Source organism: Halalkalicoccus sp. CG83 (assembly GCF_037081715.1).
GTDB classification, from domain to species: Archaea; Halobacteriota; Halobacteria; order Halobacteriales; family Halalkalicoccaceae; genus Halalkalicoccus; species Halalkalicoccus ordinarius.
Map to the genome: position 1 here is coordinate 1,610,349 of NZ_JAZDDH010000001.1, position 23,372 is coordinate 1,633,720.

A 23,372-nucleotide genomic window follows, 5' to 3' on the forward strand; every position below is an offset into this window, starting at 1 on the left:
GACGAGCCGACGGTTAACGCCTTCGGGGCCGCCACGTACCGTTCGTCCCGAGCGCGATCGCCCGTTCACTTCCACCCTGCTCACCCAACCCACTTACCCGTCCGACCCCGAGGGAGAGCCGATGGACGGGGACGAGACGCCGGCGGGCGTCGACGGCCTCCCGTTCGACCCCGACGCGGTCGAGGTCGACGACCGGGAGGTCCTCGAACTGTTCGAACCCGCGGTTCGAGAGTGGTGGCTCCGCGAGTTCGGCGCGTTCGTCCCGGAGAACGGGGGGTTCTTCACGCCACCACAGAAGGAGGCGATCCCGGCGATCCACGGACGCGAGAACGTCCTCATCTGTTCGCCGACCGGCAGCGGCAAGACGCTCGCGAGCTTCGCCGCGATCATCAACGAGCTGTTCGTCCGCGAACGATCCGGAGAGCGAGCGAACGAGGACGCCACTCCGGACGAAGGTAACGACGAGAGCGGAACCGATGGCGACGAGGACGACAACGACGAGAACGGCGGCGGGCTCGAGAACTCGGTCTACTGTCTGTACGTCTCGCCGCTGAAGTCGCTCGCGAACGACATCGGGCGCAACCTCGACGAGCCGCTCAGCGGCGTCGCGGAGATCCTCGAGGAGCGCGGCGAGTCGACGGAGATCCGCCACGCGATCCGCCACGGCGACACCCCATCGAGCGAGCGCCAGCGGATGCTCGAGGAGACGCCACACATCCTGAACACCACCCCCGAAACGCTCGCCATCCTGCTCAACTCCCCGAAGTTCCGCGAGAAGCTCCGAACCGTCGAGTACGTGATCGTCGACGAGATCCACAGCCTCGCGGAGAACAAGCGCGGTACGCACCTCTCGGTGAGCCTCGAACGCCTCGAGAACCTCGCGGAACGCTCGCCGACACGGATCGGCTGCTCGGCGACGGTCGAGCCGTTGGAGACGATGGCGGAGTTCCTCGTCGGCTGCGAGGAGGGAGAATCGGGGGAGATGGAGCCGCGCGAGTACGAGATCGTCGACACCCGGTTCGTCCGCGAGTACGACGTCGAGCTCGCCTGTCCGACGGACGACCTGATTCACACGCCCAGGGAACTCGTCCAGGAGCGGTTCTACGACGAACTCGACGGGCTGATCGGCGAGCACACCAACACCATCGTCTTCACGAACACACGCTCGGGCGCCGAGCGCGTCCTCCAGAACCTCCGCGAGCGTCCCGGCTACGACGAGTCGAACTCGGGCTGTCACCACGGTAGCCTCTCGCGGGAGTCGCGCCAGCGCGTCGAGGAGGGGCTGAAAGCGGGCGAACTGGACGTGGTGACCACCTCCACGAGCCTCGAGCTCGGCATCGACATGCCCCACGTCGACCTCGTCGTACAGGTCGGCTCGCCCAAGTCGGTGGCCTCGCTGCTCCAGCGTGTGGGCCGGGCGGGACACCGGCTGGGCCGAACCGTCACGGGGCGGGTGATCGCGCTGGATCGCGACGAGCTGATCGAGTGTGCGGTGATGCTCCGGAAGGCCGAGGAGGGGTTCGTCGACCGGGTGTTCGTCCCCGAGAACGCCACGGACGTCGCCGCCCAGCACGTCTACGGCATGGCGATCGCCCAAATACGCCCCGAGCGCGAGGTGAAGGCCACGCTGAAGCGGGCCTACCCCTACCGCGACTTCCCCGATCGACAGTACGAGTCGCTGATGCGCTATCTGACGGCGGAGTACGAGGGACTCGAGGAGAGGAACGTCTACGCGAAGATCTGGCGCGACGAGAACGACCCGCCCGACGGCCAGCACCATTACCCCGAACATCCCGTCGGCGAGCCGCTGATCGGCAAGCGCGGCCGGCTCGCCCGCGTGATCTACATGACGAACATCGGGACGATCCCCGACAGCTTCACGTGCACCGTCCTCACCCGCGGAGAGAACGAGCGGGTCGGCGATCTCGACGAGAGCTACCTCGACACGCTCGATCCCGGCGACGTGTTCGTTCTGGGCGGCCAGCACTTCGAGTTCCGGTACAGGAGGGGGTCGAAAGTGTACGTCGACCGGACGAACGCACGGCCGACGGTCCCCTCCTGGTTCTCCGAACGCCTGCCGCTCTCGTACGACCTCGCCTGCGAGATCCTCGGGTTCAATCGCGAACTGACGGAGCACTACGGGGCCGGCGGGCCGCCGGCGGTGCGAAACTGGCTCCGGGAGTTCCCGATCGACGACCACAGCGTCCGCGCGATCACCCGGATGTTCGACGAGCAGGTGCGTTACGCCGGCCTCGAGAGCGTGAGCACCGACGAGCGGCTGGCGATCGAGGAGGAGCACGACCGCGACGAGTACAAACGCCGCTACTACGTCCGCTCGAACTACGGCCGACGGTTCAACGAGGGGTTCTCCAGGCTGCTGGCCTATCGGTGTGCCCAGTCGGCGAACGCGAACGTCAACGTCGCCGTCGCGGACAACGGCTTCGCGCTGTCGATGCCGCTCAACCGGAAGGTCGATCTCGTAGGACTGATCGAGGGACTCGATCCCGAGAACGTCCGGGGGCTGCTCCGCGAGAGCCTCGCGGGAACCGACCTCCTCCAGCGGTACTTCCGAATCAACGCCACCCGGTCGCTGATGATCCTGAAACGCTACAAGGGCTACGAGAAATCGGCGAGCCAACAGCAGGTCTCGAGCGAGATGCTGCTGGGGTTCGCGGGCGACCTCGAGGAGTTCGCCGTCCTTGAGGAGACCTACCGCGAGATCCTCGAGGACAAACTCTCCGTCTCGGCGATCGGAGACGTTCTGCGGTCGATTCGCGACGGCGAACTAACGATCGAACGCGAGCGCGTCGACTCGCCGTCGCCGCTCTCCTTCGGCCTGGCAACGCTGTCGGCGAGCGACGTCGTCCTCGCGGAGGACGAGAGCGCCGTGCTCAAGGAGTTCCACGACCGGGTGCTCGAGACGATCGGCGAGGACGCGGCCGTCCTCGGTAACTGATCGAGCGATCGACGGTCGTTCGGTCGACGAATCCGAGAGGTTCCGACGACCGGTTCGAGACGAGCGTTAGTTCGCAGCGCAGTTGTTCGGCCCGAGTTCGAGCCGTGCGGTCTCCTCGCCGAGCGGTTCCAGTCCCCAGTTGACCCGCTTGATGCGTCGGTAGTTCGCCGGCGTCTCTCCGAGACCCTCGACGACGCGCTCGACGAACGCCGCCTCGCTATCGATAGCCAGTAAATCGTTCGTCGTGCGGAGCTCGCCGAGCGTCGTCGCCAACGGACGGTCGGTCTCGCTGCCGAAGTGGCCCGGGAGGACGAGGGTTTCCTCGGGCATAGCGGCTATCTCTCGCAGAGTGGCGAACAGCCGCGCCGCGGCCCGCCGAACCGCGGCCTCGTCATCGTCCTCGAGGTCGGGCCGACCGACGCTCCGGACGAACAGCGTATCACCCGAGAGGAGCGCGTTTCCGAAACGCAGCGAGACGCTGCCCGGCGTGTGGCCGGGCGTGTGGACCACCTCGAGAGCACGTTCGCCGACGGCGATCCGGTCGCCGCCCTCGATCGAGACGTACCAGTCGAGATGCCCGCCGTCGGCCTCGTGGAGGAGGTAGGGAACGGTCAGTTCGGCGGCGAGTCTGCGGCCGCCGCTGACGTGATCCGCGTGGGCGTGAGTATCGACGACGCCGACGATCTCGAGGTCACGCTCGCGCGCGATGTCGACGTACTCCTGGACGTAGAGGCTGGGATCGACTACGACCGCCTCGCCGTCGTCGTGGACGACGTACGAGAGACAGCCCGTCCCCGGACGGACGACCTGTACCACGCCGTCGACACTCCCGATCTCGTAGGACTGGTGGACCCGTCCCCAGCCCCGCATCCCGTCGGTCATCGAGGCGGCGTCGTAGCCCCGTTCGCGGAGGAAGTCGGCCGCGCGGGCGGAGGTCACCCCCGCCACGCAGACGACGTACACCGGCACGTCCGCGGGGATCTCGCCCGTCTCGATCGCTGCCTCGAGCCCGTCGTAGTCCTTTGCGAGGAGCTGGTCGTAGAGCGGGACGTTGTACGCCCCGTCGATGTGCCACTTCTCGTAGTCGCGCTCGCGCCGGACGTCGAGGAGAAAGGCGTCCGCGTCGTCACTGAGCTCCGCTATCCGCGCCGGGTTCACTCCAGTTGCTCTACTTTCCATTGCCGTTCACTACGGCTGTACGTACGTCACCGGTCGTGATAAGCTAGAGACGGAGCCGTGTCTCGTGTCGGGTGGACCGAACTGGTGGGTCGATCATCGCTCTGCCCAGTCGACGATCCGCCCGTAGAGGTCGTCAGACCGGAGCGCGTCGCCCGTTCCGACGAGGACGAGCGACTTCTTCGCCCGGGTCAGTGCGACGTTCACCCGGCGGTAGTCGTCGAAGATCGGTCCCTCCATGTCGGCGGAATCGCTCGCGACCAGCGAGACGATCACGACCTCCTTGCTCGATCCCTGAAACCGATCGACGGTGTCGACCGTCACCGCCTCGGGTACCCGTCCGTCGATCGTCGTCACCTGCGCGCGGAAGGGTGCGATGACGCCGATGTCGGCCGGGTCGACGCCCGCTTCGGCGAACCGCTCGACGAGTTCGGCGATCCGCCCCGCTTCCCGTTCGTCGGTGTGTCTCCCGTCGTCGCCCTCGACGTCGACGAACGACGCTCGCTCTCTGAGGGCTTCGGGGAGCGCCTCGAACGAGACGCTCTCGAGGTCGTCGATCCGCTGGCGGGCGACTGCTCCCGTCGCCGGCCGGAGCTTCCCGTCGTAGAACTCACGCGAGGAAAAGGACTGGATCCGCTGGGCCATGCGGTACTGGCGATCGAGCATCACACCCGCCTCGGGGTGGGTTTCGATCAACCGCTCGAACAGCGACCGCGAGAGCTCGTTCTCCGTGCGGACCACGGGCGGGAGCTGGTGATGGTCGCCGACGAGGACGAACCGTTTCGCTCGATTGATCGCCGCGAGCGTCGCGGGCTCCGTGAGCTGGGAGGCCTCGTCGACCAGCGCGACGTCGAACTCCTGCTCGCGCATGATCCGCGAGCCACAGCTCGCGGTCGTCGCGGCCACGACGGACGCCTCGCGCAGCTCCCGTGCTCGCTCCTCGGGATCGCCCCGACGCTCGAGCAGGAACGGCTGCATGTCCGGGCGCACCCCGTGTTCGGTGCCGAAGCGGACGAACTCCGTGAAGCCCTGGTCGCGAAGCGCCTCCAGCGCGTTGTCGACCGCGCGGTTCGTAAAGGCCGACAGCAGCACTCGGTCGCCGCGCTCGACCAGCGCGCGGATCGTCCGGGCGATGGTGTAGGTCTTCCCGGTTCCCGGCGGGCCGTGGATCAGCGCGAAGTCCTCGGCGGCGACGGCTTGTCTGACGGCCTCGTCCTGGGAGGCGTTGTTCCCGATGAACGTCTCCTCGCTCTCGCCGAACTCGGGCGCCTCCTCGCCGAACAGCACCGCCTTCCTGCGGGGGTCGCCCTTCAACAGCGCGTCGTGGAGCGCCGTGAGCATCCCGTCAGAACTCATGTCCGAGGGATAGACGTCGAGCCGTCTCAGCGGAACCGGCTCGTCGGTCGCGACGACGACCTCCTCGCCCAGGCGCTCGATTCGCGCGAGCTCCGCGTGGCCTCGGATGGGATCGCCGTCGCTCGCGAGCGCCACGTCGCCCTCGCGGAGCTTCGAGACGGCACCGGAGCCGCGGGCGCGAAGCTCCCAGCGGCCGTCCTCGCGCATCGTCTCGCTGACGGGCTCGAGGCCGATCAGCGCGCGGTCGTCGTCGGCGCGCTCCTGGGGGGTCTGTTCCCAGAGCTTCGCGTACTCGCGGTGGGTCTCGCGGCGTTCCTCCTCGATCAGGCGGTAGGTCCGATCGAAGTACTCGCGCTCGTGCTCGGGGAGGGCACTCGCGATCTTCCCGGCCTTCGACTCCTGGTCGAGGCGTCCGGAGACCACCATGCAGGTGTCCTGCTCGAAGCAGTACTCGCATTTGGCGTCGGCCTCGTAGCCCGTCGGCACGCCGAAGCCGTGCTCCATGGCGGCGATCTCGTTTCGCGTCCGAACGACGAACTCGAGCAGCCCGTGTCCGATCGAGAACTCCTTGGCCGGCGAGAGGTCGCCCGTCGCCTCGTTCCGGTCGAGTGCGGAGTTCTTCGTATACAGAAGCGTACCGGTGTCTGGCGGCTCCGTGTCGCCGGACGCCGTCCGGCTGCCAGCGGGACCTCGTCCCGCGCTATCGCCGGAGCCGTTGGCTCCGGCTGCCCGAGACGTCGAAGACGTCTCGCTGTCCACGCCGCCGCGCTCCTCGAGCAACAGCGCGTAGCAGGCGGCCTGGATCTTGTCCTGGAAGCGCGGATCGCGATTGGTGTTCTTCCCCGTCTTCAGCTCGACGGGCATCCCCCGCCGGAGCGCGTCAGCCCGGCCCTTGATGCCGAAGCGCTCGCTGATCAGCGTGTACTCGCTCCGCCAGTCGTCCTCCTCCCCCAAGGTCCCCTGCGAGAGCCAGCCGTCGATCGCGCGGGCGTTCGCGCGGACGTCGGCCTCGACCTCCGCGGCCGACTTCTCCAGCAGCCCGAGTTCGAGACCCGCCTCGGCGACCCGGTCCTCGACCGCGGCGTCGAACTCCCGGCCACGGAGCAGGTCGCCGAACACCTCGTGGACGATGGTCCCCTTCACGACGGGGTAGTTGAGCGGCACGCCCGAGAGCTTGTTCAGGTAGTACATCCGGGGACACTGCACCCACGAGCGGACGTCGGTGACGTTGACGAGGAAGTCCGGCTCGAGGACGACGTACGACCCTTTCGACGTGGCATAACCGCGCTCGCCACGGAACTCCGTCTCCTCGACGTCGGTGACCAGCAGCTCCATCCCCGGCTCCAGCAGCTCGGCCGTCTCGACCCACTTTCCCCAGAGCGTGACCGTGAACTCCCTGCCGATGACCTCCGATCGCTCGCCTTCGAGGCGTTCCACTCCGCCGTCGGATTCCGGATCCGACGAGGATCGCGAAGCTCCACGCCGCTCACTTCCGGAGGATTTCCGTCGATCCTCGGCCCCCTGCGTGGTGTCGCGTCCCTTCACGTCATCGATCCGGACGAGCGGCTCGGCGAGTTCCCGTTCACCGTACTGCGTCGAAACGCTCCGTCGCTCGCCGGGGTCGATGACGGTTCCGCGTATCTGCACGGTCGAACCAGGCCGGCGCCGCGAAAAACGCTGTCGGTTACCGCCCTAACAGCGGGACGTAGGCGTGCATCCCCTTCGCCAGGCCGTTCGAGAGCGGCAGCGGTCGCCAGGAGAGGTCGTAGATCAGCCCGTCGTCCTCGTCGCCGCTGCTCACCTCGTGGGCCCACTCGTCGCGCGACTCCTCGACGTGCATGTGAAAGAAGTGCCGCGCGACGCGTTTCCCGTCCGGGCGGCGCCACCGGTCGGAGGCGAGGTGGAACACCGGCGAGTCGTGGGCGATCCCCGACTCCTCACGAAGCTCACGCCGGACGGCGACCTCGGGGGTCTCGTGGCGGTCGATGCCGCCCTTCGGAACCTGGACGCCGGCGTCCGGATCGGCGCGCTCGCGGAACACCAGTAGCTGGTCTCCCTCCTCGTCGGTCCGTCTCGTGACGTACGCGTAGGCCTTCTGCGAGTAGGCCGATCCCAGACCTGACATACCCCTCACGTTATTCGTACAGCGAATAAACCGTTTCGGCTGCAGATGTCGACCCGAGCGAGTGCGGAGCCTGGCCGACACCCGCTTGCCGGTCGGCGGAGAACGGCCGGCATGCGGATTCGCGAGTGACCTAGCATCGTGCAGGACGTCGTCGAGTCGGGCGAGGACCCCGACGGCTGGCGGGCGGCCGGCGGGAAACGCGCGGATGGGCTCGGCACGGACCTCTATCTCGGCCACCCGCGAGCCGGCGTCTACCAGATCAAGACGTACGCGAGAAACCCCTTCTCGGTCGAGGGCGTCGGCACGCGGGTGGCACGCCGCCTCGACGACGAGATCGGTTCGTTCCTACCGACCGAGGGCGAGGGTCGCTTCGCCGTCCGGTCCGCACCCGGCGACGAGGAGGAGGCGAAGGTACGTGCGAGACGCCTCGAGGAGACAATCAGGGCCCACGCCGACGCGCCGACGACGCCCGACGCGCTGTTCGAGGACGTGATGGATGCGGTCGAGAGCCCCGCGTTCGGCCCGATGGAGTACGACGGCTACGGCCGCCCCGAGAGCCTCGACCGTCTCGCGGAAAGCTTCGAGGAGGCCGAGTCGCTGCTCGACGCCGAACTTGACGAGTTGATCGAGAGCGACGAGGTCGACCGCGGGTTCCAGTAGGTTAAGTCCGCGCGGGCCGACGATCCGACATGGACGCCGAGAGCACGCTTCTCGAGTACTACGACGCGCTCCGCGCCGGCGAGCCCCTCCACCCGTACTTCGCCGAGGAGGAGGGTGCGCTGAAGTTCGGCATCTCCGAGCGCCTCGACGGCTACGAGGAGATCGAGGACGGCCTTCGCGAGCAGACGGAGACGACCGACGACTGGACGGTCGAGAGCCGCGACCTCGTCGTGACCGAACGCGAGCGGACCGCCTGGTTCGGCGACGACGTCCGGATGGCCTGGACGACCGCCGACGGCGATCGGCACGACTTCGACACCCGCTGGAGCGGCTGTCTCGAGCGTCGCGGGGACGGAGGCGACGCCGACTGGCGGTTCGTCTCGATGCACGTCAGCGTCGCTCGGGGACTGTGATGGTCGGACCGATGAGCGACGAGGAGCGACGCGCCGGCACCCAGCGGCTGTACGCCGGGTTCGTCGCCCTCGTCGGCGCCTCGGCCGGCCTGATGGCGATCTCGGGCGGGGCCACCCTCCTCCAGACCGCGGTCGTGGTGTTAGGGGGCCTCGTCGTCGGGGCCGGTCTGATGTGGTACCTGCTCCGGATGGGGCGTTAATCGACGCGCGCGAGCCATCTCTCCGGGTGGTCGAGTTCGTCGTTCGTCGGCAGGTGGTCTGGGGACTCCCAGACGACGCTCGCGCCCTCGATGCCGCGGGCGTCCGCGACCGCCTCGAAGAAGGCCTTGCCGCGCTCGTACTGGCGACGCTTCAACCCGAGGCCGAGCAGCCGACGGACGAGTCGTGCGATCGGGCCCCGACCCCGACGTCGGGCCTCGACCTTCTCGCGGAGGTCCTCGTACTCGTCGTCGAACGCCCGGTCCATGAGGAGTTCGGCGTACCCCTCGACGGCCGTCATCGCGGCGTCGAGCTCGCGAAACGCCGTCCGGTCGAACGCGCCCCCCGCGAGCGACTCGACGCCGCGTTCCATCTGAGACTCGAGGTACGAGGGGAGCCACGGAGCGGCGCCGAACTCCGCGGCGTGGGTCACCTCGTGGAAGGCGATCCACCGGCGAAAGCGCGCCTCGTCGACGTCGAGTTCGCGAGCGACCTGGCGGATGTTCGGGTGGACGAAGTAGAGCGCGTGCTCCTGGTCGCCGTCGGCCAGCAGGAGAGGGTCGTACTGGCCGAGGACGTTCTTGCCGAGAAACGAGAGCATCAGCGTCGTCGAGGCGGTGTTGAGCACGCGAGCGGCGCCCGGAAAGATCGCGTCGGTGCGGCTCTCGAGGGGGGCCATCACCCGCCGAAACGTCGAGACGTTGGCGTCGATCCAGTGGTGACGGTTCTGGATCTCGATCGTCCGCGGCAGGTCGAACGAGACGACCGCGACCTCACGGATCGCCGAGCGGGCGGCCCGCACGTCGGCGCGATACCCCTCGATCTCCGTCGGGGTGAGATCGACCGAACCGGGCGGCGTCGCGTTCTTCGCCGCCGCCGCGACGGCGTCCCAGTCGACCGGCCCCTCGCCAGAAGCCCCCGAGATCGTCCGGAGAGTTCGAAGGAGATTCACGACCCGACGTTCGATTCGCGCGGAGAAAATGCTTCGGACTCTCGGAGACTAGCTCTCGTAGTCGGAGAGTTCGACCTCCTCGTACTCCTCGGTCTCGGAGTCGAGGACGAACTTCTTCGCGACCACGGCGACGACCAGCAGGAAAAGCAGACCGATGACCATACCGATCCCGCCGCCTCCGTCCTCGACGTCGGCGTCCTCGGCGTCCTCGGCGTCCTCGGCGTCCTCGACGTCGACCTCGGTCGCTGCCTCGTCGTCGATCTCGACGTCCTCATCGACTCCGTCGTCCTCGGAGCCGAACAGGCCGAGCGAGGGACCGGTCGATTCCTCGTCGTTCTCGTTACCCGTGGCACCGAGCATCCGATCGAGGCCGCTGGCGCTAGGACTGAACTCGAGGTTCTCGACGTTGATCTCGAAAACCGTAGTCTTCTTCTCTCCCATGGTCACGAATGGACCGACCGAACACTTAGCCGTTTTGGACGCCGGAGCCGGGTCGTTCCCGTGCCGAGCGGGACCGCTCCTTTCGGTACGTTTAAGTGAGAATCGGGTGCGCGTAGGGGTATGAGTGGACGACCGCTTGACGTGCTCGAGGCCGCGATCGGCGATCCCGTGACGGTCCGCCTGAAGGACGGCGAGGAGTTCGACGGCACGCTCACCGGGTACGACCAGCACATGAACGTCGTCATCGAGGACGAGGACAACACAACCATTATACGCGGCGATAACGTGGTCTCGATAACTCCATGACTGGCGCAGGAACCCCGAGCCAAGGGAAGAAGAACATCACGACGCACGTCAAGTGCCGACGCTGTGGCGAGAAGTCGTATCACTCCAAGAAGAAGGAGTGTTCGTCGTGCGGGTTCGGCAAGTCGAAGAAGCAACGCGGCTACGCCTGGCAGTCGAAGACCGGCGACAACTGAGCACTGACCGCCTCTCCTCTCTCCGCTCTCTTCGGCGTAGCGACGGCCGCGCGTTTGCCGACGAAATATGCACGACCGTGTATAGATTCGCCACGGTCACGGAACGGGAATCCAGCTACGCGAGATTTTTACCGATGGACGACGAGTCGTTGATATGGACACCGGGCGAACGTTCGACGCGGGCGGTCCGACGGAGAAATGCGGGGTCGTCGGCGTCTCCTTCGCCGAGCGCGGTGCAGCACTGCCGCTGTACTACTCGCTGTACGCGCTCCAGCACCGCGGACAGGAATCGGCAGGCATCGTCACTCACGACGGGTTCCAGCAGCACGGCCACGTCGAGCGGGGACTGGTCGGTGACGCCTTCTCCCAGGAGGACCTCGACGCGCTGAACGGATCGGCGGGGATCGGTCACGTCCGCTACCCCACCTCGGGCGGGCTCGACCGCTCCTGTGCCCAGCCGTTTTCGGTCTCGTTCAAGAGCGGGTCGCTGGGGCTCAGCCACAACGGCAACCTCGTCAACGCCGACGAGCTCCGCGAGGAACTGGAGAACCTCGGTCACGCCTTCACGAGCGACGGCGACACCGAGGTGATCGCCCACGACCTGGCACGGAACCTACTGGAGGAGGATCTCATCCGCGCGGTGAAGCGGACGATGGGGCGGGTCCACGGCTCGTACTCGCTGACGATCATGCACGACGAGACCGTGTTGGGCGTGCGCGACCCCGAGGGGAACCGGCCGCTCTGCATCGGAAAGCTCGAGGACGGCTACGTGCTGGCGAGCGAGTCCGCCGCGATCGACACGCTCGACGGCGAGCTGGTGCGTGACGTCCGTCCCGGCGAACTGGTCGTCCTCCACGAGGACGGCGAGGGGTTCGACTCCCACCGGCTCGTCGACCGGGAGAACACCGCCCACTGCTTCTTCGAGCACGTCTACTTCGCCCGACCGGACTCCGTGATCGACGGTACCCTCGTCTACGAGGCCCGCCGCGAGCTCGGTCGACGGCTCTGGGAGGAGAGCAGCGTCGACACCGACGTGGTGATGCCGGTTCCGGACTCGGGACGGGCGTTCGCGAGCGGCTACGCCGAGGCGTCGGAGGGCGTCGAGTTCGCCGAGGGCCTGATGAAGAACCGGTACGTCGGCCGGACGTTCATCATGCCGACCCAGGACGAACGCGAGCGCGCCGTTCGGTTGAAGCTCAACCCGATCAAGAGCACCGTCGAGGGCCGGACGGTGACGCTGATCGACGACAGCATCGTTCGCGGGACGACGTCGAACCAGCTCGTGGCGTTGCTCCGGGAGGCCGGCGCCGAGGAGGTCCACATGCGGATCGGCGCCCCGCAGATCGTCGCCCCCTGCTACATGGGGATCGATATGGCCTCGCGCGAGGAGCTCATCGCCGCCGACCGATCGACCGAGGAGATCCGCGAGGAGATCGGCGCGGACAGCCTAGCGTACCTCTCGGTCGACGCCGTCGCCGACGCGCTCGGCGAGGTCCGGGAGGACCTCTGTCTGGGCTGTGTCACCGGCGAGTACCCCTACGACATCGAGGGCGAGGCGTCCGACCGCGAGGTCGAGCGACCGTCGATCTCGGAGTCGTCGCTGCCCGCCGACGACTGACGGACACGACGGTCGAATCCCGCATCCGTTTCACCGAGCGGGCCCCTATCGTGGCAACGTTTATCGGGGTCACCGACGAACCCGAGGCTCGTCGCATGATACCACGAGCCACCGTATCGACGAGGAAGTCGCGATGACCCGACGGCGGACCTTTCTCGCGCTGCTGGGCGCGACGGCGGTCGCGAGCGCGACGAACGCCGACGCGGCGGACGAGTCCGAGGAACGACCGACCGAACCAGGGGCCACGGCGGAGCTCGACCCCGCGGAGGCGCTGCTCGCGTACGTCGTCGCGAACTACGGCGATCGGTTCGAGGACGAGGACCTCGACGTGATCCGCGAGGGGATCGAGGGGTCGCTCGACTCGGCGGCCGCCTTCCGGGAGGTCGGCCTCGAGAACGCGGACGAGCCGGCCTACGGGTTCAGCGCGTATCGGGCCCGAGGTGACGACCGGTGATCGCCGACGAGATCCTCGTTGGCTCGGTCGACGATCTGGGTCGGCGGCTTCGGGAGGGCGAGTTCACCGTCAGGGAGCTCACCGAGGCGTACCTGGATCGCCTCGAACGGATCGGACCCGAGCTGAACGCCGTCGTGACGGTCACGCGTGAACGGGCGCTCGAGACGGCCGATCGACTCGACGACGAACTCGAGGCCGGCGACGACCGCGGCCCGCTCCACGGGATCCCGTACGGGGTGAAGGACCTCGTCGCGACCGAGGGGTACCCGACGACGTGGGGCGCCGAACCGTATCGCGATCAGGAGATCGACGAGGACGCAGCCGTCGTGACGCGGCTCGAGGAGGCCGGCGCCGTGTTGGTCGGAAAGCTCGCCATGGTCGAACTCGCCGGCGGGTTCGGCTACGACAGCGCGAACGCCTCGTTCACCGGTCCCGGGCGGAACCCCTGGAACGTCGACGCCTGGAGCGGCGGCTCCTCGAGCGGCTCCGCCGCCGCGGTGGCGGCCGGTCTCGTCGGCTTCGCGATCGGTACGGAGACGTGGGGGTCGCTCAACACGCCCGCGGCGTTCTCGGGGGTCAACGCGGTTCGGCCGACCTACGATCGGGTGAGCCGCGACGGCGTGATGGCGCTGTCGTGGACGATGGACAAGGTCGGGCCGATGTGCCGGGCCGTGGGCGGCTGTGAGCACGTGCTGCGGGCGATGGCCGAACCCGGCGAGACCGGACGAGGACGATCGGCGCCGTCGTCGAAACGGGGTCTCGGCGGGACCGACCGACGGAGCGGTTTTCGCGTCGCGGTCCCCGAGGGGGCGGGCGAGGACGAACAGGCGGCCGTCCGGGAGAACTTCGAGCGCACGCTCGGGACGCTCGAGGAGTTCGCGACGGTCGAGCGCGTCTCGCTTCCCGACCTCCCGTTCGCCGCCATGGCGGGGACGATCATCGACGCCGAGGCCGCCGCGGCGTTCGAGGACCTGATCGAGAGCGGCGCGGTCCACGAACTCGATGACGGGACCCACCAGCTCGGGAGCTACCGCGCGACGGTCGTCCTCGCGAGGGACTACGTCAACGCCAATCGCGTCCGAACGAGGGCCCAACGCGAACTCGACGCCCTGCTCGCCGAGTACGACGCGCTCGTGGCGCCGGCGCGCGGATCCGTGGCGAATCCGATCGAGGAGTCGCTGACCGAGTACTTCGGCCAGTTCGCGTCGCCGCCGGTGAACGCTGCCGCGAACGTGACCGGCCTCCCGGGCGTCACGACGCCGAACGGGTTCGGCGAACGCGGCCTCCCGACGGCGGTCGAGTTCGTCGGCCGCGCCTGGGAGGAGACGACGGTGCTCGCGGTGGCATGCGAGTACGAGCGCCGAACCGATCGCGTCGACCACGCGACGCTGATCGAGGCGCTCGAGGGGTACTGAGGTGCGGATCGAACGACTTCGGCGCCGATCCGAATTCGTCCCGACGGCGTTCGATGGGGCCTCGATCGGTGGACGTGTGATCCGCCCGTTCCCGCGGCGTTCCGGACGTCAGTAGACGCCGTGGAGGAGGGCGTACACCGCGATGCCGAGGGAGAAGGAGATCAGCCACAGCGAGGCGGCGACGCGACCGACCCGCGCGTGCGACGTTCGGCGTAGCTCCCGAACCGATCGAGTGGCCGCGAGCAGCAACACGTAGTAGAGCAGCGGGATGCAGACCACCGCGAGCAGGATGTGGACTCCCAGCAGCGGGAGGTAGACGAACCGATAGACCGTCTCGGGACCAGGAAACGGCTCCGGGCCACCCAGCAGCGTTAGGCGGTAGAGGTAGAGCCCGAGGAAACCGACGAACAGGACGGTCGAGACGATCATCGCGACGCGGTGACGTTCGACTCGCCCCGTGCGGATCCAGTGCCAGCCGAGGCTGATCGTGAGGATGGCGCTCGCGCTGATGGCGGCGTTGACGGTCGGGATCGCGTCGACGAGCCAGCCGGGCGCCTCGGGAACGACGGTGGCGGGGACGTACCCGAGGGCGGCTCCGAAGACGAGCGCGAGCGAGACGGCGGTCAGGACGCCGGTGAGCGCCGGCACGTGGCCTCGGACCTGCTGTTGCATACGCGCATAGAGGGTAGTCACCAGTATAGGCGTTCTCACACGTAACGAGATTCGGCCGACAGAACTACATCGATCAGACCGCTCTATCGAGTCGATAGTATTCATGGAACCGACGAGAAATACGAGGGGCCATCGAGGCAACGATGACGGACGGGGACCGTTTTCCCGGCGGGCGTTTCTGGGGACCGTCGGCGCGGCCTCCGTAGCCCTGGCAGGCTGTATGAATGACGGCTCGGACGGGAACGGAGACGAGAGCGACGGCACCGGAAACGGGAACGGTACCGGAAACGAGAGCAACGGTACCGGAAACGAGAGCGGGAACGAGAGCGACGGCGGCGAGGAGAACGAGAGCAGCGCAGCAGCGGCGGCGATCGACTACGGGGAGCTGATCGACGACTTCCAGGACGGCGGCGGCTGGTTCGCCGGCGGCGACGTCCAGATCACCCCCGACGACAGCGAGGCCGTGGTAGGCGAACACTCGCTGCGCGTCGAGAGCGAGAGCGACGTCGCGACGATCGCCTGGGCGGCCGCCTCGCCGCTCGACTTCTCGGATCAGTACCTCTCGATGGCGGTGAAGGTCGCCGCTCCGGTCGGCGGACGGCTACAGCTCGACGTCCGGGCTCCCGGGAGCAGCGATCGGGTCGTGAGCACCCGTCACCTCCCACCCGGGGTCGACGACTGGTTCCGCGTGGACTTCGGCTACACCCGCGGGATCGGGAGCCCGAACTTCGAACGGGTCCAGGAGGTCCGCCTCGAGATGGTCGCCCCCGACGGCGGTCCGATCCAGTACTGGGTCGACGACTTCCGCGCGACGCCCGCGCGCGACGAGAGCAACGTCATCATGGCGTTCTACGGCGGACTCGAGTCCCACTACGAGACCGTCTTCCCGCTGCTCGAGGAGCGCGGCTGGACCGGCGTCGCGGCGGTCTCACAGGATCTGCTCAATCGTTCCGGCCGGCTCTCGATCGATCAGCTCCGCGAGATGCGCGACGCCGGCTGGGAGGTCTGTTCGTTCCCCCAGCACGCCGGCCGGCTCCCGCAGCTCGACGCCGAGGAACAGCGCCGCGTCATCGAGAACAACCGCGACTATCTCGCGAACCGCGGCTTCGAGGACGGTTCGCGGCACTTCTTCGCGCCGTACAACACGATGAACACGGACACGCTGAACGTCCTCCGCGATACACACGAGCTGGGTTTCCTCTTCGGCGGGAACTCGAGCGGCATCCCCCCGACGGGCCGCCACACCGTCTCCGCGATCAACGGCGGCGACTACGACAGCAGCCGTGCGGCGATCCTCCGGGCGGACATCCACAACCAGGTGGTCGTCCCCTACTTCGAGGAGGTCGGCGAGGAAGGGATGGCCGTCGAGGACTTCGAGGCCCAGCTCGATCGGATCGAGGACAACAGCTACGGCAGCGGACTGGTCCCCATCACGCCGTCAGAGCTGCTCGAGTACTACTGAAACCGGACCCGTCAGCCGCGAGGAAGCGACGGCACGGCCGGTTCGGGTGGTTTGGGTGCCGTCCCGACGAATCGCACTCGGGTCGTTCGATCCGTCGGTCGGATCTCGTCACGGCTTCCGGTCCCCGTAGTCACGGCAATCCTGGAGACGCCTTCGACGAACGAACGCCGTGGACGATACGGGAGACGCGAGGAGGAAACCTCATCGAGGAGGTTACGTGAGTGCGGTCGTTTCTCTCGGGCAATGGAACCGGATCGGACGTCGTCGACACGACGGCGGGTGCTCGCTGTAGTGGGGGGGCTTCTCGGTGGTGGCTGTACCACCCGGGAACCGGCGGATGGGTCCTCGAACGACTCGGCGAGTAACCGCAGTTCCCCGAACGCCACGAACGCTACGAACTCGTCGGAGTCGGCGATCCAGGAGGACTGGCTGCCGACGGCGAAATCACCGCTCGAGGCGGACATCGCGTCGACCGAACTCGTCGTGAACCTCGACGTTCCGTGGGACCTCGCGTTCACGTCGACGGGCGAACTCTTCGTCACCGAGCGGACCGGGACGCTGCTGCGATTCGAGACGGAGGACGTACTGGCCGTCGCCGACGACGAGGTCGGCCCGCTCGATGCGACGTCCGTTCCCGAAACGGACCGATACCGCGGGCTCGGCGACCACCTCCTCGGCGTCACACCGCATCCGGACTTCCCGGACCCGTCCCTCCTGTACGTCTACGGTACGATCACCCACGGCGAGGAGTCGTACAACCGGGTCCTGCGATACGATCCTCGTGCCGAGGAGCCCGAAGCGACGATCGAGGTCCTCGTCGACCGTCTCGAGGGTGATTACACGATCGGCGGCCGACTCGAGTTCGGCCCGGAGGGCGACCTCTGGGTTCCGATCGGAACGAAGACGGAGGACGTAGCTCAGGACCCCGCCGTACTCGGTGGAAACGTCCTGCGACTCGCCCCGGACGGTACTCCGGCGGCGGCGAACCCGTCGCTCGGTGCGGACGCCGATCCGCGGACGTTCACCTACGGCCATCGAAATCCACAGGGCATCGACTGGCTACCGAACGGCGTTCCGCTGGTCACCGACCACGGGCCGACCGGCCGGGACGAGATCAACCGTCTCTCCCCGGGAGCCAACTACGGTTGGCCACGCGCACAGGACGAGAGCGGGTACGTCGACCGGCCGGAGTACGATCGTCCGCTGCTCAACACCGGGCCGGACGAAACCTGGGCGCCCTCGGGTTGCGTCCTCTACACCGGCGACGCCGTTCCGGAGTGGCGAAGCCGTCTGCTCGTAGCGACCCTCCAGGGGAGGGATCTCGCGATCGTCACGCTTCGCCCGCCCGACGCCGATCAGCCCCCGTTGGACGGCGAGTCGACCCGGTACGACATGGAGTGGCTCGACGAGACGTACACGGCGACGGCCCACCACGTCCTCGAGGACGAGTTCGGCCGACTGCGTAACGTAGCCCAGGCCCCGGACGGAACCGTACTGGCGTCCTCCTCGAACCGCGACGGACTGGCCGACGAGGACCCACGGGACGAGGACGACGTTCTCGTTCGACTGACGGCCGCGTAAGTGCGCTCGACGGCGGGTTCCGAACGTCTCGCAGTCCTCGGCGGGCGCCCCGGTAGCGGTCGACGGCGACGACGGGCTACGGACCGTAGCACGACGCCAGCAGGACCTGGCCGATCGGGTCCGTTCCGCTGACGGCGGACCGGCACGACACGACCGATCCTCGGCGGTGCGCTACGATGTCTCGGGAGGACCTGACGGCGTCCACTGCTTGCTCGATCGGCCGATCGTGGGCGTGAGCGGCGCCGGTCCACTAGGTCCTCGGCCGAGACGACGATCGAAGGGAGCGTCCGATGGCCTGCGAACGGAGTCCGACGATCTGACGGGACCGCGACGCCGCCGGCCGTCGTTCCGAACCCTGAACGTCGACGCGACGGAGGGCGATCACGAACGGGTGCTGGCGGCGTCACCCTTCGATCACCGAGAATCGCTCACGCGAACGTACCGCTCGATGAATGACAAACGGACGTTCATTCAATCGAACGACGAAAATCACTTTTGTCGCTATCCCATTGACGATCAGGCACGATGCGCATTTCGAGCGACGTTCAGAACGACAGCGGTGATGGAGAGGATACCGGACTCGGCGCGCGAACCCGCCGTACGGTTCTGCGCGGCGCGGCGGCCGCGCTCGGCGTCACCACAGCCGTCGGCGTCGGGAGCGCTCACGATCGGAGCGACGGTGGCGCCAACAGCAAGTTCGCCGTGAGCGACCACGACGACCGTGCGAGCGGCGATGATCCCGAACCCGAGACCAGGGGTACGAGCGAAAACGCGACCCGGGTCGGCTATCACAGCCTCGGCGACGTGGGCACCGAGACCGAGGGCGGTCAGCCCGAGGACCCCCATCGGGGTGGTATCACCGAGATCCGGGTTCGGACGAACGAGGCTCTCGACCGCGACTTCGCCTACGTCGGGGTCTTCTCCTCGGAGGACGAGTCGGGGAACCGGGGCATGGCGATCATCGACGTCACGGACTACACTCGAGCGGACGGATCCGGAGACCTCGACGACGCCGAGATGGAGGTCGTCTCCTTCCTCCCGAACAACAACACGGGCACCGCGATAATGGACGTCAAACCCAACGAGAGCGGTGATTTCGTGTTCCTCGGTACACAGCCCATCACGTTGCTTTACGGCGACGTGAGCACGTCGGAGCCCGAGGACGACCCCGGAACCGGCGCAAACACTGGTGGCCTCATCGCGGTCGACGTCTCCGATCCCGAGAACCCGGAGGCCGTCGCCTCCCTCTCCAACGAGGTCTTCACAACGGGGATCCACAACCTCTTCTCGCATCGGATCGACGGCGAGGACTACGTCTTCGCGAACAAGGACATCGACCAGGACAGCATCGCCGGACTGTACGTCTACAGGCTCGATCGGTCGCTGGCCGAACCGACGCTCGAACCGGTCAACTACTACAACGTCAACGGTGACCACGGCCGCGAGCAGGCCGCGGCGCCCGTACCCGTCCCCGGCGGCGACCACTACTGCCACGACAACGAAGTCATCGACGACCCGCGAACCGGCACACCGACGCTGTACCTCGCCTACTGGGATCGAGGCATCCACGCACTCGACGTCTCGGACCCGTCCGACATCGAGAAGATCGGACAGTTCGACATGAAACAGGGACACTTCGTGACGCCCGCGCCCGAGCTCGTCCCGCTTCGCGACGAGGACGGCAACGTCGTCGAGGACGAGAACGGCGACAGCGTGGAGAAACGCGTCGTCGTCGCCAGCCACGAGGAGCCCTCGAGCGACTACGACGACGGTGACGAGGGGAAGACCAACCCCGATAGCACCGGTACCGTCTTCCTGATCGACGCCGACGGCGTCCACGAGACCGACGGCGTCACCGAGATGGGCGAACTCGCGAACTGGACGTGGTACGACGATCCCGCCATCGAGTTCGACGACTTCGAACTCAGCCCGCACAACTGTGACGTCTCGAAGCACGTCGTCAAACCCGGCGGCAAGATCGACGAGCAGTTCTGGATCCATCAAGGACACTACCACGCGGGGGTTCAGTTCCTCCGGATCCGTGCCGGCGAGGACGACGGGACGACCGGCGGGCTCGCCAGGGACCACGACGCCACCGACTGGTCGATCACCGAGGAGGGCTTCTCCCGACCGGTCGAGGAGGATCTCGAATCGGAGTCCGGTCTGGAGGGACTCAGCGGCGTAACGCCGGACGTATGGGCGGCCGTCGAGATGAACGGGGTCACGTTCCTCTCGGACATCAACCAGGGCGTCCACGCCGTCCACCACGACGACTTCCCCGTCGGCAACGAGACGGTCAGCACCGGTAACTGAGGACCTGTTCGAGGCCCGGCTGACCGGAATCGGGAGCTGATCCGTGACGCGTCACCGTATCATTCAGTTACTTGATATCTAAAGTCAAATTATTAATATAGGTAGTTTTACCGGCGAAGAGACCGTTGGCGGTAGCGGATGGTCAGATCACACCGTCGACGGACGATACTGAAAACGGCAGGCGCGGTCGGCGTGGCCTCGTTGTTCCCGGCCAGCCGAGCCGCCGCCGATACCTCCACGATCGACGACGCACTCGATACCACGAGCGATGCGTCCCAGGAGGTCCTCGTGGTCTTCGATACGAACGCGGACGTCGACCGTCTCAGACATCTCGATCTCGATTCCGGTTACCACGCGTTCGAGGTCCTTCCGATCGGCTATACCGAGCTCACCGGCAGCCAGATCGAGACGGTCGCGGGTTGGCCGAACGTGAGATACGTACAACGAAACGCCGAACTGGAGTACTACAACGACGACGGCCGCGACAGCACTCGCGTCGGATCGGTCCAGACCGACCTCGGCTATACCGGAGGAAGCGTTCACTCGGTCGTGATCGATACGGGCATCGACGGTGACCACCCGGACCTCGACGGCAACCTCGTTGGCAACTGGCGCTACGTCGATCCCCTCAGCGACTCGGACGACACGGTCTGGAAGGAGGCCGGCGACCTCGATACCGACGACAACGGTCACGGAACCCATGCCAGCGGAAGCGTCGCTGCCGACGGGACCCAAAGCGACGGCGAGTTTCGTGGCATGGCCCCCGACGCCGACCTCACCGTCTACTCCGCGGGTCTGACCCTGCTTCTGGTCAAGGCGGTCGCCGCGTTCGATCACATGATCGCCCGCAAACGGGCCGGTGACACCGACGTACAACTCGTCTCGAACTCCTACGGCTCCTCGGGAGGTGCCGATTTCAACCCCGACGACGCGCTGAACGTCGCCTCCTGGGAGGCGTTCGACGCGAACGTCCTGCCGCTGTTCTCGGCGGGCAACAGCGGGTCGGAGACGAACACTCTCAACGACTACGCCAAGGCACCCCACGTTCTGGGCGTGGCGGCGACCAACGACGACGAGACCGTAACCGACTTCTCCTCACGCGGTCGCTCGCCGGACTACGACGGTGAAACGAACTACGATCGACGAAAGGCACTCGACAACCTCGAGGCCTACCACGCCGCCGACAGAACCGAGACCGAGGTCGATTCCGGCTCGTATGCGGGGACGGTGGGACCCGACAGCAGCGAGTTCCACGAATGGGACGCCCCCTCGAAGGCCGGGTACGTCGAGGCGACGCTCTCGTGGGACCCCGACGCCGAGGACGTCGACTTCTACCTCCGCAAGGGCGGCGAGAACGGCGAGATCGTCGCCAGCAGCGCGACGCTCGACGAGCCAGAGGAGCTCTCCGGATCGATCGAGGGCGGCGAGACGTACTACTTCGAGATCAGACCGTTCCTCAACGTCGCCGCGGAGTACGACGTCGAGTTCACGGCCTACGAGGGTCTCAACCGGAACGTCGATCCCCTGGGGATCTACCGTAACGGCGTCGGTGCCAACGGCAACCTCGTGATGAGTACGCTCGCACCCGAGGACCCGCTACAGGCGTACGACGACGACACCGAGGTGTGGTACGGTCGTATCAGCGGCACCAGCATGTCCTGTCCGATCACCGCGGGCGTGGCGACGCTGGTCATCGACGCGTACCGCCAGAACGGCCACGGAACGCCCGACTCCATCGACGTGCTCAACACGGTAGAGACCGAGGCACGGGACGTCCACGACGGCTATACGCCCGCGAACATCGGTGCCGGGTTCGTCGACGGATACGAGGCCGTACGACGGGCCGAAGCGGATGATCTCGGGACATTCGGTACGGTGAAGCTGGTCGACGAGTAGGAACCGATCGACGCCGTCGATCCCGCCGGGTGGAGGGGTCGATCGCCCAGGCGTCGAACGTCCCCGCTGACGGAACCGACGACGGCGGACGGAACGTCCCTGCCACCGATCGGGATACGAACTCACTGATCTCGGGGGCGAAGACGAACAGTCGGAACGTGCTCGGCGTTCGTGTCGCCACCGCCGTGGGCGGTGCTGAAGCTGGAGAACGTGAGCGCAACGGGCGCGATACGGAACGGCTCCGTTCCCCGGAAGTCGGGGTTCGCGCCACGAGGATTGTGCGTGGGTGATGTCCACGGAGGGACCACGTCGGGCGTCGCCCGACTGGCCGCCGGAGACCGCGTTTCCGACGGAATCACCTGGCATCTTCGGCGGGTGTGCCGCCGTGCGATGCGTGGGACCGGATTTGAACCGGCGGACCCCTACGGGACAGCGCCCTCAACGCTGCGCCGTTGGCCTGGCTTGGCTACCCACGCTCGCTGTCTCTTTTCGCGTCCTGTAGTATCCCGGGGTCGAATAAAAGGGCTTCCCTTTCGGTCGGTTCGCCGCCGAGACTCCGCGTTCGACGCCTCCCGTGGGCCTCGGCACGTTCCGAAGGGCCCGTTCGAGACGGGAGCCACCCGTCGAGACCGGGTATTCAAATGAGCAGCCGCCCTACCGCCTGCATGGCGAAGTACTCCACCGGCGGTTCGGGCGGCGGCGACGGCGGCGATGCGTGCGAGCTCTGCGGAGCCGACACCGACTCGCTTCGCACCGCCTCGATCGCTGGCGCGACCCTCCAGGTCTGTGCCGACTGTGCGCCACACGACGACGCCAAGAAGAAGTCGAAGCGGAGGCGAGGCGGAAACGAGGACGGCGGAGGCGGCGGGAACGACGAGCGCGATCGGAAGCAGCGTGCCGCGCGCAACGTGGCCGCGGTGCGCGACGGCCAGCAGGCCGACTCCTCACACTGGGAGCGCGAGGGGACGAACTACGACGACGACCCGCTCCCCTACCTCCTCTCGGGCTACGGCGACCGGATGAGCGAGGCGCGCCAGGAGGCCGGCCTCCAGCTCTCGGAGCTCGCCGACGAGCTCGGCGTCCCCGAGGAGCAGCTGATGGCGGTCGAGCAGGGCCGGGCCGCCCGCGCGGGCGTCGGCGGCTCGCTGATCGCGGAGATCGAGTCCGAGCTCGACGTCGAACTCGCCGAGTGATCGGTTCCGGCG

The 23,372-nt window shown here is 67.3% G+C and carries 20 protein-coding genes and 1 tRNA gene; 14 read left to right on the plus strand and 7 right to left on the minus strand.

Going from position 1 to position 23,372, the window contains the following annotated elements; translation table 11 throughout:
• Positions 1–121 precede the first annotated feature (121 nt).
• Positions 122–2,956, plus strand: a complete 2,835-nt coding sequence (locus V0Z78_RS08325; protein WP_336344168.1) for an ATP-dependent helicase — start codon at positions 122–124, stop codon at positions 2,954–2,956.
• 66 nt (positions 2,957–3,022) lie between these two features.
• On the opposite strand, the gene V0Z78_RS08330 is transcribed toward V0Z78_RS08325, so the two are convergent.
• From V0Z78_RS08330 to V0Z78_RS08340, 3 genes are all read right to left on the minus strand, one after another.
• Positions 3,023–4,135 carry an MBL fold metallo-hydrolase gene (locus tag V0Z78_RS08330; protein ID WP_336344169.1) on the minus strand — a complete coding sequence of 371 codons (1,113 nt, stop codon included), beginning with the start codon at positions 4,133–4,135 and terminating at the stop codon, positions 3,023–3,025.
• Positions 4,136–4,228: 93 nt separating this feature from the next.
• Positions 4,229–7,135 carry an AAA domain-containing protein gene (locus V0Z78_RS08335; RefSeq protein ID WP_409338682.1) on the minus strand — a complete coding sequence of 969 codons (2,907 nt, stop codon included), beginning with the start codon at positions 7,133–7,135 and terminating at the stop codon, positions 4,229–4,231.
• Between the two features lie 37 nt (positions 7,136–7,172).
• Positions 7,173–7,613 carry an NUDIX hydrolase gene (locus V0Z78_RS08340; RefSeq protein ID WP_336344170.1) on the minus strand — a complete coding sequence of 147 codons (441 nt, stop codon included), beginning with the start codon at positions 7,611–7,613 and terminating at the stop codon, positions 7,173–7,175.
• Between the two features lie 135 nt (positions 7,614–7,748).
• On the opposite strand from V0Z78_RS08340, the gene V0Z78_RS08345 reads away from it, so the two are divergent.
• From V0Z78_RS08345 to V0Z78_RS08355, 3 genes are read left to right on the plus strand one after another with little or no spacing between them, the layout of a single operon-like run.
• Positions 7,749–8,273: a hypothetical protein gene (locus V0Z78_RS08345; RefSeq protein WP_336345172.1), complete on the plus strand. Its 525-nt coding sequence runs from the start codon at positions 7,749–7,751 to the stop codon at positions 8,271–8,273.
• 29 nt (positions 8,274–8,302) lie between these two features.
• Complete coding sequence (locus V0Z78_RS08350) at positions 8,303–8,686, plus strand: nuclear transport factor 2 family protein (RefSeq protein WP_336344171.1); 384 nt, start codon at positions 8,303–8,305, stop codon at positions 8,684–8,686.
• An 11-nt stretch (positions 8,687–8,697) separates the two neighbouring features.
• Positions 8,698–8,886, plus strand: a complete 189-nt coding sequence (locus V0Z78_RS08355) for a hypothetical protein (protein ID WP_336344172.1) — start codon at positions 8,698–8,700, stop codon at positions 8,884–8,886.
• Here V0Z78_RS08355 and V0Z78_RS08360 read toward each other — a convergent pair.
• A complete protein-coding gene (locus V0Z78_RS08360) occupies positions 8,883–9,836 on the minus strand; it encodes a zinc-dependent metalloprotease (protein WP_336344173.1) in 954 nt (317 codons plus the stop codon). The genes V0Z78_RS08355 and V0Z78_RS08360 overlap by 4 nt on opposite strands.
• 48 nt (positions 9,837–9,884) lie before the next feature.
• Positions 9,885–10,277 carry a hypothetical protein gene (locus tag V0Z78_RS08365; RefSeq protein WP_336344174.1) on the minus strand — a complete coding sequence of 131 codons (393 nt, stop codon included), beginning with the start codon at positions 10,275–10,277 and terminating at the stop codon, positions 9,885–9,887.
• Positions 10,278–10,397: 120 nt separating this feature from the next.
• Between V0Z78_RS08365 and V0Z78_RS08370 the strand changes: the two genes are divergently transcribed.
• The 5 genes from V0Z78_RS08370 to V0Z78_RS08390 all read left to right on the plus strand — a co-directional run bounded on the left by V0Z78_RS08370 (position 10,398) and on the right by V0Z78_RS08390 (position 14,243).
• Positions 10,398–10,583 (plus strand): LSM domain-containing protein, encoded by a 186-nt coding sequence (locus V0Z78_RS08370; protein ID WP_336344175.1) that lies wholly within the window; start codon positions 10,398–10,400, stop codon positions 10,581–10,583.
• On the plus strand, positions 10,580–10,756 hold the full coding sequence (locus V0Z78_RS08375; protein WP_336344176.1) for a 50S ribosomal protein L37e: 177 nt from the start codon (positions 10,580–10,582) through the stop codon (positions 10,754–10,756). Before V0Z78_RS08370 ends, V0Z78_RS08375 begins: the two co-directional genes overlap by 4 nt.
• A gap of 154 nt (positions 10,757–10,910) precedes the next feature.
• Positions 10,911–12,374, plus strand: coding sequence for an amidophosphoribosyltransferase (purF, locus tag V0Z78_RS08380; RefSeq protein WP_336344177.1), 1,464 nt, complete (start codon positions 10,911–10,913; stop codon positions 12,372–12,374).
• A gap of 133 nt (positions 12,375–12,507) precedes the next feature.
• Positions 12,508–12,828: a hypothetical protein gene (locus V0Z78_RS08385; protein ID WP_336344178.1), complete on the plus strand. Its 321-nt coding sequence runs from the start codon at positions 12,508–12,510 to the stop codon at positions 12,826–12,828.
• Positions 12,825–14,243 (plus strand): amidase, encoded by a 1,419-nt coding sequence (locus tag V0Z78_RS08390; protein ID WP_336344179.1) that lies wholly within the window; start codon positions 12,825–12,827, stop codon positions 14,241–14,243. Before V0Z78_RS08385 ends, V0Z78_RS08390 begins: the two co-directional genes overlap by 4 nt.
• A 108-nt stretch (positions 14,244–14,351) precedes the next feature.
• Here V0Z78_RS08390 and V0Z78_RS08395 read toward each other — a convergent pair whose 3' ends face one another.
• Positions 14,352–14,915: a DUF420 domain-containing protein gene (locus V0Z78_RS08395; RefSeq protein ID WP_336344180.1), complete on the minus strand. Its 564-nt coding sequence runs from the start codon at positions 14,913–14,915 to the stop codon at positions 14,352–14,354.
• Positions 14,916–15,135: 220 nt separating this feature from the next.
• On the opposite strand from V0Z78_RS08395, the gene V0Z78_RS08400 reads away from it, so the two are divergent.
• From V0Z78_RS08400 to V0Z78_RS08415, 4 genes are all read left to right on the plus strand, one after another.
• On the plus strand, positions 15,136–16,377 hold the full coding sequence (locus V0Z78_RS08400; protein ID WP_336344181.1) for a polysaccharide deacetylase family protein: 1,242 nt from the start codon (positions 15,136–15,138) through the stop codon (positions 16,375–16,377).
• Between the two features lie 291 nt (positions 16,378–16,668).
• A complete protein-coding gene (locus tag V0Z78_RS08405) occupies positions 16,669–17,958 on the plus strand; it encodes a PQQ-dependent sugar dehydrogenase (protein WP_336344182.1) in 1,290 nt (429 codons plus the stop codon).
• Between the two features lie 525 nt (positions 17,959–18,483).
• Entirely contained in the window at positions 18,484–20,271 is a 1,788-nt protein-coding gene (locus tag V0Z78_RS08410) for an LVIVD repeat-containing protein (protein WP_336344183.1), read from the plus strand.
• 138 nt (positions 20,272–20,409) lie between these two features.
• Entirely contained in the window at positions 20,410–22,167 is a 1,758-nt protein-coding gene (locus tag V0Z78_RS08415) for a S8 family peptidase (protein ID WP_336344184.1), read from the plus strand.
• 391 nt (positions 22,168–22,558) lie between these two features.
• Here the strand turns inward: V0Z78_RS08415 and V0Z78_RS08420 are convergent.
• Positions 22,559–22,643, minus strand: a tRNA-Leu gene (locus V0Z78_RS08420).
• 189 nt (positions 22,644–22,832) lie between these two features.
• Between V0Z78_RS08420 and V0Z78_RS08425 the strand changes: the two genes are divergently transcribed.
• A complete protein-coding gene (locus V0Z78_RS08425) occupies positions 22,833–23,360 on the plus strand; it encodes a helix-turn-helix domain-containing protein (protein WP_336344185.1) in 528 nt (175 codons plus the stop codon).
• The last annotated feature ends 12 nt before the right edge of the window (positions 23,361–23,372 follow it).

What these genes read in the sequence shown, in the direction of transcription:
- V0Z78_RS08350 (WP_336344171.1), top strand. Translation starts at nt 8,303, where the DNA reads ATGGACGCCGAGAGCACGCTTCTCGAGTACTACGACGCGCTCCGCGCC.
- V0Z78_RS08400 (WP_336344181.1), top strand. Translation starts at nt 15,136, where the DNA reads ATGAATGACGGCTCGGACGGGAACGGAGACGAGAGCGACGGCACCGGA.
- V0Z78_RS08355 (WP_336344172.1), top strand. Translation starts at nt 8,698, where the DNA reads ATGAGCGACGAGGAGCGACGCGCCGGCACCCAGCGGCTGTACGCCGGG.
- V0Z78_RS08395 (WP_336344180.1), bottom strand. Translation starts at nt 14,915, where the DNA reads ATGCAACAGCAGGTCCGAGGCCACGTGCCGGCGCTCACCGGCGTCCTG.
- V0Z78_RS08410 (WP_336344183.1), top strand. Translation starts at nt 18,484, where the DNA reads ATGCGCATTTCGAGCGACGTTCAGAACGACAGCGGTGATGGAGAGGAT.
- V0Z78_RS08415 (WP_336344184.1), top strand. Translation starts at nt 20,410, where the DNA reads ATGGTCAGATCACACCGTCGACGGACGATACTGAAAACGGCAGGCGCG.
- V0Z78_RS08325 (WP_336344168.1), top strand. Translation starts at nt 122, where the DNA reads ATGGACGGGGACGAGACGCCGGCGGGCGTCGACGGCCTCCCGTTCGAC.
- V0Z78_RS08330 (WP_336344169.1), bottom strand. Translation starts at nt 4,135, where the DNA reads ATGGAAAGTAGAGCAACTGGAGTGAACCCGGCGCGGATAGCGGAGCTC.
- V0Z78_RS08365 (WP_336344174.1), bottom strand. Translation starts at nt 10,277, where the DNA reads ATGGGAGAGAAGAAGACTACGGTTTTCGAGATCAACGTCGAGAACCTC.
- V0Z78_RS08370 (WP_336344175.1), top strand. Translation starts at nt 10,398, where the DNA reads ATGAGTGGACGACCGCTTGACGTGCTCGAGGCCGCGATCGGCGATCCC.
- V0Z78_RS08425 (WP_336344185.1), top strand. Translation starts at nt 22,833, where the DNA reads ATGGCGAAGTACTCCACCGGCGGTTCGGGCGGCGGCGACGGCGGCGAT.
- V0Z78_RS08375 (WP_336344176.1), top strand. Translation starts at nt 10,580, where the DNA reads ATGACTGGCGCAGGAACCCCGAGCCAAGGGAAGAAGAACATCACGACG.
- V0Z78_RS08385 (WP_336344178.1), top strand. Translation starts at nt 12,508, where the DNA reads ATGACCCGACGGCGGACCTTTCTCGCGCTGCTGGGCGCGACGGCGGTC.
- purF (WP_336344177.1), top strand. Translation starts at nt 10,911, where the DNA reads ATGGACACCGGGCGAACGTTCGACGCGGGCGGTCCGACGGAGAAATGC.
- V0Z78_RS08340 (WP_336344170.1), bottom strand. Translation starts at nt 7,613, where the DNA reads ATGTCAGGTCTGGGATCGGCCTACTCGCAGAAGGCCTACGCGTACGTC.